This is a genomic window from Rahnella sp. RcJ3, from assembly GCF_009498575.1.
GTDB classification, from domain to species: Bacteria; Pseudomonadota; Gammaproteobacteria; order Enterobacterales; family Enterobacteriaceae; genus Rahnella; species Rahnella aceris.
In genome coordinates, this window is sequence record NZ_QSNX01000022.1 from 12740 (window position 1) to 26686 (window position 13947).

The 13947-nt window shown below is 52.8% G+C and carries 10 protein-coding genes; 6 read left to right on the forward strand and 4 right to left on the reverse strand.

What is annotated here, in order from left to right:
- Positions 1 to 111: 111 nt before the first annotated feature.
- The gene (ilvD, locus tag DXU84_RS21400) at positions 112 to 1962 is read left to right on the forward strand and encodes a dihydroxy-acid dehydratase (protein WP_013577545.1); all 1851 of its coding nucleotides are present in this window, start codon (positions 112 to 114) and stop codon (positions 1960 to 1962) included.
- Positions 1963 to 1967: 5 nt separating this feature from the next.
- Positions 1968 to 3512: a threonine ammonia-lyase, biosynthetic gene (ilvA, locus tag DXU84_RS21405; protein ID WP_013577544.1), complete on the forward strand. Its 1545-nt coding sequence runs from the start codon at positions 1968 to 1970 to the stop codon at positions 3510 to 3512.
- A gap of 48 nt (positions 3513 to 3560) precedes the next feature.
- On the opposite strand, the gene ilvY is transcribed toward ilvA, so the two are convergent.
- The gene (gene ilvY, locus DXU84_RS21410) at positions 3561 to 4442 is read right to left on the reverse strand and encodes an HTH-type transcriptional activator IlvY (protein ID WP_013577543.1); all 882 of its coding nucleotides are present in this window, start codon (positions 4440 to 4442) and stop codon (positions 3561 to 3563) included.
- Between the two features lie 186 nt (positions 4443 to 4628).
- Between ilvY and ilvC the strand changes: the two genes are divergently transcribed.
- A complete protein-coding gene (gene ilvC / locus DXU84_RS21415; protein WP_013577542.1) occupies positions 4629 to 6104 on the forward strand; it encodes a ketol-acid reductoisomerase in 1476 nt (491 codons plus the stop codon).
- 89 nt (positions 6105 to 6193) lie between these two features.
- Here the strand turns inward: ilvC and ppiC are convergent, their stop codons facing one another.
- The gene (ppiC, locus tag DXU84_RS21420) at positions 6194 to 6475 is read right to left on the reverse strand and encodes a peptidylprolyl isomerase PpiC (RefSeq protein WP_015690589.1); all 282 of its coding nucleotides are present in this window, start codon (positions 6473 to 6475) and stop codon (positions 6194 to 6196) included.
- A gap of 175 nt (positions 6476 to 6650) precedes the next feature.
- Between ppiC and rep the strand changes: the two genes are divergently transcribed.
- On the forward strand, positions 6651 to 8675 hold the full coding sequence (gene rep, locus DXU84_RS21425) for a DNA helicase Rep (RefSeq protein WP_013577540.1): 2025 nt from the start codon (positions 6651 to 6653) through the stop codon (positions 8673 to 8675).
- 77 nt (positions 8676 to 8752) lie between these two features.
- Here rep and gppA read toward each other — a convergent pair whose 3' ends face one another.
- Positions 8753 to 10243: a guanosine-5'-triphosphate,3'-diphosphate diphosphatase gene (gene gppA, locus DXU84_RS21430; RefSeq protein WP_013577539.1), complete on the reverse strand. Its 1491-nt coding sequence runs from the start codon at positions 10241 to 10243 to the stop codon at positions 8753 to 8755.
- A 6-nt stretch (positions 10244 to 10249) separates the two neighbouring features.
- Positions 10250 to 11542, reverse strand: a complete 1293-nt coding sequence (rhlB, locus tag DXU84_RS21435) for an ATP-dependent RNA helicase RhlB (protein ID WP_013577538.1) — start codon at positions 11540 to 11542, stop codon at positions 10250 to 10252.
- 117 nt (positions 11543 to 11659) lie between these two features.
- Here rhlB and trxA point away from each other — a divergent pair, with 117 nt between their 5' ends.
- Complete coding sequence (gene trxA, locus DXU84_RS21440) at positions 11660 to 11986, forward strand: thioredoxin TrxA (protein ID WP_013577537.1); 327 nt, start codon at positions 11660 to 11662, stop codon at positions 11984 to 11986.
- A gap of 415 nt (positions 11987 to 12401) precedes the next feature.
- Positions 12402 to 13661, forward strand: coding sequence for a transcription termination factor Rho (gene rho / locus DXU84_RS21445; RefSeq protein ID WP_013577536.1), 1260 nt, complete (start codon positions 12402 to 12404; stop codon positions 13659 to 13661).
- Positions 13662 to 13947 lie beyond the last annotated feature (286 nt).

Here is a 13947-nt window from a genome sequence, read left to right on the forward strand (position 1 = left end):
GCCTCCGCGTTCGCTGCCTGGTGCAACCCGAATGATTCAGGGTAAATAAGAAATTCAGCAGGTGGCGATATCGCTGCCTGCTAAACAGAAATGATTTGGAGTGAACAGAGCATGCCTAAGTACCGTTCCCACACCACGACACACGGCCGCAACATGGCTGGCGCCCGCGCATTATGGCGCGCTACCGGCATGACGGATAACGATTTTGGTAAGCCCATTATTGCCGTCGTCAACTCATTCACCCAGTTCGTGCCGGGCCACGTGCATCTGCGCGATTTGGGTAAGCTGGTTGCCGAGCAAATCGAAGCGTCCGGCGGCGTGGCGAAAGAATTCAACACTATCGCTGTGGATGACGGGATTGCCATGGGGCATGGCGGCATGCTGTATTCATTGCCTTCACGCGAACTGATTGCTGACTCGGTGGAATACATGGTTAACGCGCACTGCGCTGATGCCATGGTGTGTATTTCCAACTGCGACAAAATCACCCCGGGAATGCTGATGGCGTCACTGCGCCTGAATATTCCGGTGATCTTCGTTTCCGGTGGTCCGATGGAAGCCGGTAAAACCAAACTGTCTGACAAAATCATCAAACTCGACCTGGTCGATGCGATGATTCAGGGCGCAAACCCGAACGTCAGTGATGCCGACAGCGAACAAATCGAACGTTCTGCCTGTCCGACCTGCGGCTCCTGTTCCGGTATGTTTACCGCCAACTCCATGAACTGTCTGACCGAAGCGCTGGGCCTTTCTCAGCCGGGTAACGGTTCATTGCTGGCAACGCACGCCGATCGCCGCGATTTGTTCCTTAACGCCGGTCGCCGCATCGTTGAGCTGACCAAACGTTATTATGAAAAAGACGATGAAAGCGCATTGCCGCGCAACATCGCCAGCAAAGCGGCTTTCGAAAACGCCATGATCCTGGATATCGCGATGGGCGGCTCGACTAACACCGTTCTTCACCTGCTGGCTGCCGCGCAGGAAGGCGAAATCGACTTCGACATGACCGACATCGACCGTCTGTCACGCAAAGTCCCGCACCTGTGTAAAGTTGCGCCGAGCACACAGAAATACCACATGGAAGACGTTCACCGTGCCGGTGGCGTGCTGGCGATTCTGGGTGAACTGGATCGCGCCAATCTCCTGAACCGCGACGTGAAAAACATTCTCGGCCTGACCCTGAACCAGACGCTGGATCAGTACGACATCATGCTGACCAAAGACGAAGCCGTGAAAAAAATGTTCCGCGCGGGCCCGGCCGGTATCCGCACCACGCAGGCGTTCTCGCAAGACTGCCGCTGGGACACATTGGATGACGACCGCGCCGATGGCTGTATCCGTTCGCTTGAGCATGCGTTCAGCAAAGACGGTGGTCTGGCCGTGCTTTACGGCAACATCGCCGAAGCGGGCAGTATCGTTAAAACGGCGGGTGTGGATAAATCCAACCTGACTTTCCGTGGTCCGGCAAAAGTGTACGAAAGCCAGGACAGCGCAGTTGAAGCGATTCTTGGCGGCAAAGTGGTTTCCGGCGACGTTGTTGTGATTCGTTACGAAGGGCCGAAAGGCGGGCCGGGCATGCAGGAAATGCTGTATCCGACCACTTACCTGAAATCCATGGGTCTCGGCAAAGAGTGCGCGCTGATTACCGATGGTCGTTTCTCCGGCGGCACATCCGGTCTGTCTATCGGCCACGTTTCTCCGGAAGCGGGCAGCGGCGGCCTGATTGCGTTGGTGGAAGATGGCGACATCATCGATATCGACATTCCGAACCGTAGCATGGTGCTGGATGTGCCTGCGGCAGAACTGGCGGCGCGTCACGAAGCTGAACTGGCACGTGGCGACAAAGCCTGGACGCCGAAAAACCGCGAACGTGTGGTTTCACTTGCGCTGCGTGCTTACGCATTGCTGGCGACCAGTGCCGATAAAGGCGCAGTGCGCGACAAGTCTAAGCTGGGAGGCTGACAGTCATGGCGGTATCACAACCTCTACCCGACCAGCCGTGCGGCGCAGAATACCTGCGTGCCGTGCTGCGTGCGCCGGTTTATGAAGTCGCACAGGTTACGCCTTTGCAGGTCATGGAAAAGATTTCTTCCCGGTTGGGTAACACCATTCTGGTGAAGAGGGAGGATCGTCAGGCCGTCCACAGTTTTAAACTGCGCGGTGCCTATTCGATGATCGCCAGCCTGACGGAAGAACAGGCTGCGCGTGGTGTTATCACTGCGTCCGCGGGAAATCACGCGCAGGGCGTTGCATTGTCGGCGACCAAAAAAGGCATCAAATCTCTGATTGTGATGCCGGTTGCCACAGCGGATATCAAAGTGGATGCCGTGCGTAACTTTGGCGGTGAAGTGTTGCTGCATGGCGCGAATTTCGATGAGGCGAAAGCCAAAGCGATCACGCTGTCGCAGGAACAGGGCATGACTTTTGTGCCGCCATTTGATCATCCGGCGGTGATTGCCGGGCAGGGCACGCTGGCCATGGAGTTGCTGCAACAGGATGCGCATCTCGACCGCGTATTCGTGCCTGTCGGCGGTGGCGGTCTGGCCGCTGGTGTCGCCGTGCTGATTAAACAACTGATGCCGCAGATTCAGGTCATCGGTGTTGAAGCCGAAGATTCTGCCTGTCTGCGCGCGGCAATGGACGCCGGTGAACCGGTCGACCTAGCGCGTGTGGGTTTGTTCGCAGAAGGCGTGGCGGTGAAACGTATCGGCAACGAAACGTTCCGCCTGTGTCGCGAATATCTTGATGACGTCATCACCGTCGACAGCGATTCAATTTGTGCCGCGGTGAAAGACTTGTTCGAAGACGTGCGTGCGATTGCTGAACCTTCCGGTGCGCTGGCGCTGGCAGGACTGAAGAAATACGTGCAGCAGCACAATATTCAGGGCGAACGACTGGCGCATGTGCTTTCCGGCGCGAACGTGAATTTCCACGGTCTGCGTTATGTGTCGGAACGCTGTGAGCTGGGCGAGCAACGCGAAGCGCTGCTGGCGGTGACCATTCCTGAGCGCAAAGGCAGTTTCCTGAAGTTTTGCCAGTTGCTGGGTGGCCGTTCGGTGACAGAGTTCAACTACCGTTATGCCGATGCCGACAACGCCTGCATTTTTGTGGGCGTGCGTCTGACGCGCGGTCACGCTGAGCGTCAGGAAATTATCGACGAACTGAATCACGACGGTTATCAGGTTGTGGATCTGTCCGACGATGAAATGGCGAAACTTCATGTGCGTTACATGGTGGGCGGGCGTCCGACCAAACCTCTGCGCGAGCGGCTTTACAGCTTTGAATTCCCGGAATCTCCGGGGGCTTTGCTGAAATTCCTGCATACGCTGGGCACGCACTGGAATATTTCGCTGTTCCATTACCGCAGTCACGGTACCGATTTCGGTCGTGTGCTGGCCGCGTTTGAGCTGAACGAGGAAGAGCCGGAGTTCGAGCAGAACCTGTCGGCGCTGGGTTATGACTGTCACAACGAAAGTGATAATCCGGCGTTCCGCTTCTTCCTGGCGGGCTAAAACTAAACGGGGCATCTGAAAAGTGCCCCTTTTTTATTCTGTAAACGTTCAGAGCAACTGCCAGAACGCGTCGATCAGTGGCTCGCTAAGGCGTTTTCTTTGCACGCAGACGCCCAGTTCCAGCGGCGCGCCGAGCGTGATGTTATCCAGAATGGAAATACGGTTGCGCACCGGTTCCGGGCTGTTATCGACCACTACGGACGGGATCAGCGCGATGCCGCAGCCGAGCGCGACCATCGATACAATGGCTTCGTGGCCGGATACCGTGGCATAAATCAGCGGATTGCTCAGGCGGTTGCGTTTGAACCAGACGTCAATGCGTTTTCGCGCCGGGCCATGTTCCGGCAGGATGAAGGGAATTTGTGACCAGTCCGGATGCGGCTCACTGACCTGGGTGCGGACGGCGCAGGGCAGGGAAGGAGAAATCAGGATCATCGGGATTTCGCCGATCTGCGTGAAATCGACGCTGCCCGGCAAACTTTCCGGACGTCCGGCAATCGCCAGATCCGCTTCGGTGGACTGGACTTTTTCAACCGCATCCGCAGCGTCGCCGGTGGTGAGTTTGATTTCGACCAGCGGATGCTGCGCACGGAAGCGGTCAAGGATTGGCGGCAAATGGCTGTAGGCGGCCGTCACCGAGCAGAACAGGTGCAGTTCGCCGCTCAGCGTCGGGCCATGCTGATCCAGCCCGCTGCGCAGTTGCTGGTAATGCAGCAGCGTCTGCTGGGCAAAGTTTTTGAGTTGTTCACCGGCACTGGTCAGTTGCACGGTGCGGTTATCACGCTGAAATAACGGCTGGCCGAGTTCTTCTTCCAGCCGCTGGATCTGGCGTGACAACGTGGATGGGCTGACATGCATCGCCTTCGACGAACGGCCAAAATGGCGACTTTCCGCCAGATGTAAAAACAGTTTCAGATCACGTAAGTCCATAAAGAATATCCGGCTCTTTGGTTTCACAGATGACAGGCTAAGTATATTGCATAATTTGCAACGTCATCTTCGTAATATATCAATTTAAGCAATGTGTCACATGACATATAGTGAATTCACGGCGTTCACCGGCTCACCGGTGAAACAAAAAATAACAGCACTTACCTCGATAGAACGGAGCAAGACATGGCTAACTATTTCAACACACTGAACCTGCGTCAGCAGCTGGCACAACTGGGCAAATGCCGCTTTATGGGTCGCGATGAATTCGCGGACGAAGCCAGCTACCTCAAAGGTAAAAAAGTGGTGATTGTAGGCTGTGGCGCACAGGGCCTGAACCAGGGGCTGAACATGCGTGATTCCGGTCTGGATGTGTCCTACACCCTGCGTGCAGAAGCGATTGCTGAGAAGCGTGCTTCATGGCGTAAAGCGACCGAAAACGGCTTTAAAGTCGGTACTTACGAAGAACTGATCCCGCAGGCAGATCTGGTTATTAACCTGACACCAGACAAACAGCACAGCGCGGTAGTGAAAGCGGTTCAGCCTCTGATGAAAGACGGTGCAACACTGGGCTATTCCCACGGTTTCAACATCGTTGAAGTGGGCGAGCAAATCCGCAAAGACATCACCGTGGTGATGGTTGCACCGAAATGCCCGGGTACCGAAGTGCGTGAAGAATACAAACGTGGTTTCGGTGTACCAACACTGATCGCCGTTCACCCGGAAAACGACCCGAAAGGCGAAGGCATGGCGATCGCTAAAGCCTGGGCAGCAGCAACCGGCGGCCATCGTGCAGGTGTTCTGCAATCTTCCTTCGTTGCCGAAGTGAAATCTGACCTGATGGGCGAGCAGACTATCCTGTGCGGCATGTTGCAGGCGGGTTCTCTGCTGTGCTTCGACAAACTGGTTGCTGACGGGGTTGACGAAGCCTACGCAGAAAAACTGCTGCAGTTCGGCTGGGAAACCATCACCGAAGCGCTGAAACAAGGCGGCATCACGCTGATGATGGACCGTCTGTCTAACCCGGCGAAGCTGCGTGCTTATGCGCTGTCCGAACAACTGAAAGAGATCATGGCGCCGCTGTTCCAGAAACATATGGACGACATCATCTCTGGCGAATTCTCCAGCGGTATGATGGCTGACTGGGCGAACGACGATAAGAAACTGCTGACATGGCGTGAAGAGACGGGCGCAACTGCATTCGAAAACGCGCCACAGTTCGAAGGTAAAATCTCCGAGCAGGAATACTTCGACCACGGTGTTGTGATGATTGCGATGGTGAAAGCAGGTGTTGAGCTGGCTTTCGAAACCATGGTAGCTTCCGGCATCATCGAAGAATCTGCTTACTACGAATCACTGCACGAACTGCCGCTGATCGCCAACACCGTTGCACGTAAGCGTCTGTACGAAATGAACGTGGTAATCTCCGATACGGCTGAATACGGTAACTACCTGTTCGCTAACGCTGCTGTACCGTTGCTGAAAGAGTTCATGACCACTCTGCAGGCAGGCGATTTGGGCAAATCAGTTGCCGAAACTCAGGTTGATAACGCGCAGCTGCGCGATGTTAACGAAGCGATTCGCAATCACCCGATTGAGTCCATCGGCCGCACCCTGCGTGGCTATATGACCGACATGAAACGCATTGCTGTAGCGAGTTAATTCATTAACCCTCAGGTATGAAATAGAAATAAAAAGGGCACTGCATGAAAATGCGGTGCCCTTTCTTTTGGTTCTGTCTGAGGCAGAACTTAGTTGCGGTACAAAATCTTAATGATGTGGTAACCGAACTGAGTGTGCAGCGGGCCCTGTGGCTCGATCAGCGGCGCAGAGAAAACCACTTTATCGAAAGCTGGCACCATTGCGCCTTGCTTGAATTCACCTAAATGGCCGCCTTTCTTGCCTGACGGACAGGTGGAATGTTTTTTAGCCAGTTTCTCAAAATCGCCACCGTTCTTCAGTTGTTCCAGAAGATCAAGTGCCTGTGCTTCTTCCTTTACCAGGATATGCATTGCTGCGGCAGTTTTTGCCATGATAAGACCTTTTTGCGAGAGTGTTTCCAGAGGCGTAATGTAACATCTGAAACACTGCGGGGGGAATCCGGCCTGCATTCCATACATCACAAATTGCGCCTTAAAGCCTGTCAATCTCAGGCGATGTTTCTGCTACAATCGCCGTCCTTGTCTATCAGGTGAGCAAAAATACGCCATGCGATTAAACCCCAGCCAACAACACGCCGTCGAATTCGTCACCGGACCCTGCCTGGTTCTGGCGGGGGCTGGCTCCGGTAAAACCCGTGTAATTACCAATAAAATCGCACACCTGATCCGTGAATGTGGCTATCAGGCACGTCACATTGCGGCTGTCACCTTTACCAATAAAGCCGCGCGTGAAATGAAAGAGCGTGTTGCACAAACCCTCGGTCGCAAAGAAGCGCGGGGCTTGCTTATTGCAACGTTCCACACGCTCGGGCTGGAAATCATCAAACGCGAATTTGCTGCCCTGGGGATGAAATCTAACTTCTCTTTATTTGATGATCAGGACCAGCTGGCGCTGCTGAAAGAGCTGAGCGAAAAATGGCTGGAGAACGATAAAACATTATTGCAGCAGCTGGTTTCCACGATCTCCAACTGGAAAAACGATCTGGTTGATCCTTCGCATGCCGCCGGGCTGGCGCGATCTGAACGTGATCAAATCTTTGCGCACTGCTACAGCCTTTATCACGATCATATGCGCGCGTGTAATATTCTCGACTTCGATGACCTGATCCTGTTGCCTACGTTACTGCTGCAAAGTAATGAAGAAGTGCGTGAACGCTGGCAGAACAAGTTGCGTTATCTGCTGGTCGATGAATATCAGGACACTAACACCAGCCAGTACATGATGGTGAAATTGCTGGTTGGCAACCGCGCACGTTTCACCGTTGTTGGTGACGATGACCAGTCGATTTACTCCTGGCGCGGTGCTCGACCGCAAAACCTGGTGCTGCTGAAAGAAGACTTCCCGCAGTTACAGGTCATCAAACTTGAGCAAAATTACCGTTCCACCCAGCGTATTCTGAAAGCCGCCAATATTCTGATTGCCAATAATCCACATGTGTTCGAGAAGCGCTTGTTCTCTGAATTGGCTTATGGCGAAACGCTGAAGGTCGTGACGGCGAATAATGAAGATCATGAATCCGAGCGGGTGGTCGGTGAGCTAATTGCTCATCATTTCATCAACAAAACCGCTTATGGCGATTACGCGATTTTGTACCGTGGTAACCACCAGTCGCGTTTGTTTGAAAAAATGCTGATGCAAAACCGCATCCCGTACCGGATTTCCGGCGGCACGTCCTTCTTCTCCCGACCGGAGATTAAAGATCTGCTGGCCTATTTGCGTGTGCTGACCAATCCGGACGACGACAGCGCATTCCTGCGCATCGTTAACACGCCACGTCGTGAAATCGGCGCGGCCACCCTGCAGAAACTGGGGGAGTGGGCCAATCAGCGCAACAAAGGGCTGTTCAAAGCCAGTTTTGATATGGGACTGAGCCAGTCTCTGACCGGACGCGGGCTGGAATCCCTGCAACGTTTCACGCACTGGATGGGCAATATCTCTGAGCTGGCCGAACGTGAGCCGGTTGCGGCTGTCCGGGATTTGATCCACGGCGTTGACTATGAAAGCTGGCTGTTTGAAACCTCGCCAAGCCCGAAAGCGGCTGAAATGCGCATGAAAAACGTTAATCAGCTGTTCAGCTGGATGACGGAAATGCTTGAGGGTACCGATCTGGATGAGCCAATGACGCTCACGCAGGTGGTCACGCGCTTCACGCTGCGTGACATGATGGAACGCGGTGAGAACGACGAAGAGCTGGACCAGGTTCAGCTGATGACGCTGCATGCTTCGAAAGGGCTGGAGTTCCCGTATGTGTATCTGGTCGGTATGGAAGAAGGTTTGCTGCCGCATCAGAGCAGTATCGATGAAGACAACGTGGATGAAGAGCGGCGTCTGGCTTATGTGGGGATTACCCGGGCACAAAAAGAGCTGACGTTTACACTCTGTCGCGAACGCCGTCAGTACGGCGAGCTGATCCGTCCGGAACCGAGCCGCTTCCTGCTGGAGTTACCGCAGGATGACCTGGCCTGGGAAAGCGAACGTAAAGTGGTAAGTGCGCAGGAACGCATGGTGAAAGGGCAAAGCCATCTGGAGAAAATTCGCGAGCAACTGGCGAAAGCGAAAGGCGGCAATTAGGCATTAAACATGAGCCATTAAAAAAGCAGAGGCTGATGAATCAGGTCTCTGCTTTTCTAACGTTTTACAACTGCTCATCACTGTTCTTCGACAAACAGCGGCCAGTGGACATAACTTTGCCAGTGGCTTTCCTGCTCTAATTCTTCAGCGCGCAAAGGATGCTGTTCCAGCCAACCCTGCGGCACAATCACACTCAGTTCATCATCATTAGCACGTAAACGCACAGCCGGCAGTGTGTCGTCGCGACGACGGCTGGCAAATATAATCGCCAGGCGCAGAATACGACAAAGACGTTGTGCCTGACGCGGCGGCACGGCGTTTTGCTCATTGAGCAACGGTAAATCGAGCATGTTGTTCTGGTTTTGCAGTAACGTCGCCAGCAGTTTTTTCTGCGCCGGCGTGAAACCCGGTAAATCCAGATGACGGATCAGATAGGCTGCGTGATGCGGTGCTTTCTTGAAATCGACACTCAGACCAATTTCGTGGATCAGACAGGCACTGTTGAGCAGTTCACGGGCACGGGCATCCAGCTTCCATTCCTGAGCCACCTGCAGCGAGAAGTTCTCAGCCAGTTGCGCCACACGCTCGGCCTGCTCGTTATCCAGCAGATAACGGCGTTGCAGATTACGCAGCGTACGCTGACGGATATCCTGCTCGATCGGCAAATGCAGCATGCCGTAAACCAGACCTTCACGCAGTGCACCACCCGCCAGTGTCATCATCTCGATGTTCAGCGTTTTGAAAATGGCGATCAGAATAGACAGTCCGCTCGGGAAAACCAGCGCACGTTCAAGGGTCAGACCTTCAATCTCCAGTTCTTCCAGCTTGCCGCACTGAATGGCGCGCTGTTTGAGCTGCTGAAGTTTAGGCAGAGTGATGCGTTCATCCATGCCCTGAGCGACCATGATTTCCTGCAAGGCTTGCACGGTACCTGAAGCGCCGACACAAATCTGCCAGCCATTGGCAATCAGCTCAGGTGCCACAGGAAGGATCATGTCGGTCGCAGCCTGTTCAGCCTGATCAAAGTTTTCTTTTGCCAGATTTCGATCTGCAAAATACTGCTCGAGCCAGGTGACGCAGCCCATCGAAAGGCTATAAAGCGTGGTGGCCTGAGCCCCAATGCCGGTCACCAGTTCGGTGCTGCCACCACCAATATCGACCACCAGACGTTTATCTGGCCCGCCCGTGGTGTGAGCAACGCCGTGATAAATCAGACGTGCTTCTTCTTCACCGGTAATGACCTGAATCGGGCAACCGAGAATTGCCTGAGCTTTACCCAGAAACTCATCGGCATTGCTGGCAAGACGCAGCGTTGCGGTGGCAACCACACGAATTTGGTCGCGCGGGATATCCTGCAATCTTTCAGAAAATAGTTTCAGACATTGCCAGCCACGCTGCATCGCTTCCTGAGAAAGCAGGTTTTGTTTATCCAGACCGGCTGCCAGACGCACTTTGCGCTTAATTCTGGCGAGGGTCTGGATACTGCCTGCCACCTCACGAACAACCAGCATGTGAAAGCTGTTAGAGCCCAGATCAATCGCTGCATACAGTGAGGTGGAACTTAACATAGGTTATCAGCCCGGACGTTTACGGTTGCTACGTGGTGCACTGCTGCGACGTGAAGACGAATTACTGTTGCGGCGCGGGCCGTTACCGGTGCGCGAGCGGGCAAGACGTTTTGCAGGAGGCAAATCAGTTAACAGCGCATCGCTGTTGTATTTACTCACCGGAATGCTGTGGCCGGTATAGGTTTCAATCGCTGGCAGATTCAGGGCATATTCTTCACACGCCAGGCTGATGGAATGACCACTCAGACCCGCACGGCCGGTACGACCAATGCGATGCACGTAGTCTTCACAGTCGTCAGGCAAGTCATAGTTAAAGACGTGTGTCACGGCAGGAATGTGCAAACCACGGGCAGCAACGTCGGTCGCAACCAGAATATCCAGCGTGCCTTTAGTGAAGTCTTCCAGAACGCGAAGGCGTTTTTTCTGCGGGACGTCACCGGTCAGCAAACCGACGCGGTGTCCGTCGGCAGCCAGATGGCCCCAGACATCTTCACAACGGTGTTTGGTGTTTGCAAAAATAATGCAACGATCCGGCCATTCTTCTTCAATCAGCGTCTGTAACAGGCGCATTTTTTCTTCATTTGAAGGATAGAACAGCTCTTCCTGAATACGGTGGCCCGTTTTTTGTTCCGGTTCGATCTCAATCGACTCGGCATTATTCATGTTTTCGAACGCCAGTTCTTTCACACGATAGGAAAGCGTTGCTGAGAACAGCATGTTCAGGCGTTGATTAGCAGGAGGCATCCGGCGGAACAACCAGCGGATATCTTTGATGAAGCCCAGATCGAACATACGGTCTGCTTCATCCAGTACCACCACCTGGATCGCGCCCAGGTCGATGTGGTTCTGTTTAGTGTAATCGATTAAACGGCCGGTGGTTCCGATCAGGATGTCCACGCCGCTTTCCAGCACTTTAAGCTGTTTGTCGTAACCGTCGCCGCCATACGCCAGACCTAATTTCAGCCCGGTAGATTCAGATAATGCTTCGGCGTCGGAGTGAATCTGCACCGCGAGTTCACGCGTAGGTGCCATGATCAAGGCACGCGGCTGGTTAGTCTGACGACCTTCCGCAGCAGGGTGAGAAAGCAGATAATGGAAAGTAGACGCTAAAAAAGCCAGCGTCTTGCCGGTACCGGTTTGCGCCTGACCTGCAACATCACGCCCAGCGAGCGTGATTGGCAATGCCAATGCCTGAATAGGAGTACAGTAATGGAAGCCTTTCTTTTCAAGGGCTTCTACTGCCAGCGGGTGCAGGGCGAAGTCGGAAAACTTCTGTTCGGTCAAGTGTGTTTTGCTCATAGTGTGGTAGAATATCAGCTAACTATTGCTTTACGAAAGCGTATCCGGTGAAATAAAGTCAACCTGATGTTGGTTAATGCTACATCAACAAGGTAAAGATAATCCTTTGGAGTAAACATGAGCGATAAAATTATTCACCTGACCGATGACAGTTTCGACAACGACGTATTGAAAGCCGAAGGGCTGGTGCTGGTCGATTTTTGGGCAGAGTGGTGCGGACCATGTAAGATGATCGCTCCAATTCTGGATGAAATTGCCACTGAGTTCGAAGGCAAGCTGACCATCGCGAAACTGAATATCGACGAAAACCCAGGTACTGCACCTAAATACGGCATCCGTGGTATTCCTACCCTGCTGTTATTTAAAGGCGGCGAAGTCGCAGCAACTAAAGTTGGCGCACTGTCGAAAGGTCAGCTGAAAGAGTTCTTAACAGCTAATCTGTAATCGGTCGGGATGACCCAAGCCAGGTGTTTAGCGGGCTGTCGTGTTTTTCACATTGTCCGCTAGACGCCTGTCAAGAAGCGTGCTAAGTTTACGCTTACTGCAAATAGAGCTTACCTGTAGTTTGATTCTTACGTTTTACTCTGTTGTGTCAAAAACATCTGCCTATAAAGTTTCTTTGAATAATAATTAAATTGAACTGGCACTGTGCTTGACCATCTAACGGTTTTGACAAAATCGGCTTTAAGACACCTTCAATATCAGCATTATCCCTCAAGAATCGCCCGCGAGCGACTACCTGCGGCTGGATTTCCGGGCTGTTATTTAAGTGTCATACAATAAACAGGCATGGATGACCCTGCCATACCCATTCACGACAGATGTTCGAGACATACCCCGAGTTTAAGAACCCACCATTATGAATCTTACCGAATTAAAGAATACGCCGGTCTCTGACCTGATTGCACTCGGCGAAAATATGGGACTGGAAAACCAGGCCCGCATGCGCAAGCAAGACATTATCTTTTCAATATTGAAGCAGCATGCGAAAAGCGGAGAAGACATCTTCGGTGATGGCGTACTGGAGATATTGCAGGATGGATTTGGTTTCCTCCGCTCCGGAGACAGTTCCTACCTCGCAGGCCCCGACGACATCTACGTATCTCCAAGCCAAATCCGCCGCTTCAACCTTCGTACTGGCGACACCATTTCCGGTAAAATCCGCCCACCTAAAGAAGGTGAACGTTATTTTGCCCTGTTGAAAGTTAACGAAGTTAACTACGACAAACCAGAAAACGCCCGCAGCAAAATCCTGTTTGAAAACTTAACCCCTCTGCACGCAAATTCACGTCTGCGTATGGAACGGGGTAACGGTTCAACAGAAGATTTGACCGCTCGCGTACTGGACTTAGCGTCTCCAATTGGCCGTGGCCAACGTGGTCTGATTGTTGCGCCGCCGAAAGCCGGTAAAACCATGCTGCTGCAAAACATCGCGACCAGCATTGCGTATAACCACCCTGATTGCGTACTGATGGTTCTGCTGATTGACGAACGTCCGGAAGAAGTGACCGAGATGCAGCGTCTGGTGAAAGGCGAAGTTATCGCTTCCACCTTTGACGAACCGGCATCCCGACACGTTCAGGTCGCCGAAATGGTGATCGAGAAGGCGAAGCGTCTGGTTGAGCATAAGAAAGATGTGATCATTCTGCTGGACTCCATTACCCGCCTGGCACGTGCTTACAATACCGTGGTACCGGCTTCAGGCAAGGTACTGACCGGTGGTGTGGACGCCAACGCCTTGCACCGTCCAAAACGTTTCTTCGGTGCTGCGCGTAACGTGGAAGAGGGCGGCAGCCTGACCATCATCGCTACTGCGCTGGTCGATACCGGTTCTAAAATGGATGAAGTTATCTATGAAGAATTTAAAGGTACCGGTAACATGGAATTACATCTGGCGCGTAAAATCGCTGAAAAACGTGTATTCCCTGCCATCGACTACAACCGCTCTGGTACCCGTAAAGAAGAGCTGTTGACCACTTCTGAAGAACTGCAAAAAATGTGGATCCTGCGTAAAATCATTCATCCGATGGGTGAGATTGATGCGATGGAATTCCTCATCAACAAGCTTGCAATGACTAAGACAAATGACGACTTCTTCGACATGATGAAACGTTCGTAATTTGGTGTAACGTCAGATCAACGCCACGCACAGTCGTGGCGTTTTTTGCTTTTGGTGGCTACCATAATGCTACTTTGGGAAGATTGTCAGACTATTCGGATAATAGCTGATGGTTTTCCACGTGCCCTTTCTTTACTTTGTCGGTTGATTGCCCAAGAAATGGCAGCAGATAAGGTCTTGCCCGAGACAAAACCATAACTGCCACCATAGGATATGATTTAAGGCTGTGAGGTTTATGATGCTTTCGACTCCACACACCTTATTTTTGCAGAAGAGAATTCTTAAC

Bases quoted from the DNA above. Each gene is read 5' to 3' on its own strand.
- ilvC (WP_013577542.1), top strand. From the start codon at position 4,629: ATGGCTAACTATTTCAACACACTGAACCTGCGTCAGCAGCTGGCACAA.
- ilvD (WP_013577545.1), top strand. From the start codon at position 112: ATGCCTAAGTACCGTTCCCACACCACGACACACGGCCGCAACATGGCT.
- rhlB (WP_013577538.1), bottom strand. From the start codon at position 11,542: ATGAGCAAAACACACTTGACCGAACAGAAGTTTTCCGACTTCGCCCTG.
- ilvY (WP_013577543.1), bottom strand. From the start codon at position 4,442: ATGGACTTACGTGATCTGAAACTGTTTTTACATCTGGCGGAAAGTCGC.
- trxA (WP_013577537.1), top strand. From the start codon at position 11,660: ATGAGCGATAAAATTATTCACCTGACCGATGACAGTTTCGACAACGAC.
- gppA (WP_013577539.1), bottom strand. From the start codon at position 10,243: ATGTTAAGTTCCACCTCACTGTATGCAGCGATTGATCTGGGCTCTAAC.
- ilvA (WP_013577544.1), top strand. From the start codon at position 1,968: ATGGCGGTATCACAACCTCTACCCGACCAGCCGTGCGGCGCAGAATAC.
- rho (WP_013577536.1), top strand. From the start codon at position 12,402: ATGAATCTTACCGAATTAAAGAATACGCCGGTCTCTGACCTGATTGCA.
- ppiC (WP_015690589.1), bottom strand. From the start codon at position 6,475: ATGGCAAAAACTGCCGCAGCAATGCATATCCTGGTAAAGGAAGAAGCA.
- rep (WP_013577540.1), top strand. From the start codon at position 6,651: ATGCGATTAAACCCCAGCCAACAACACGCCGTCGAATTCGTCACCGGA.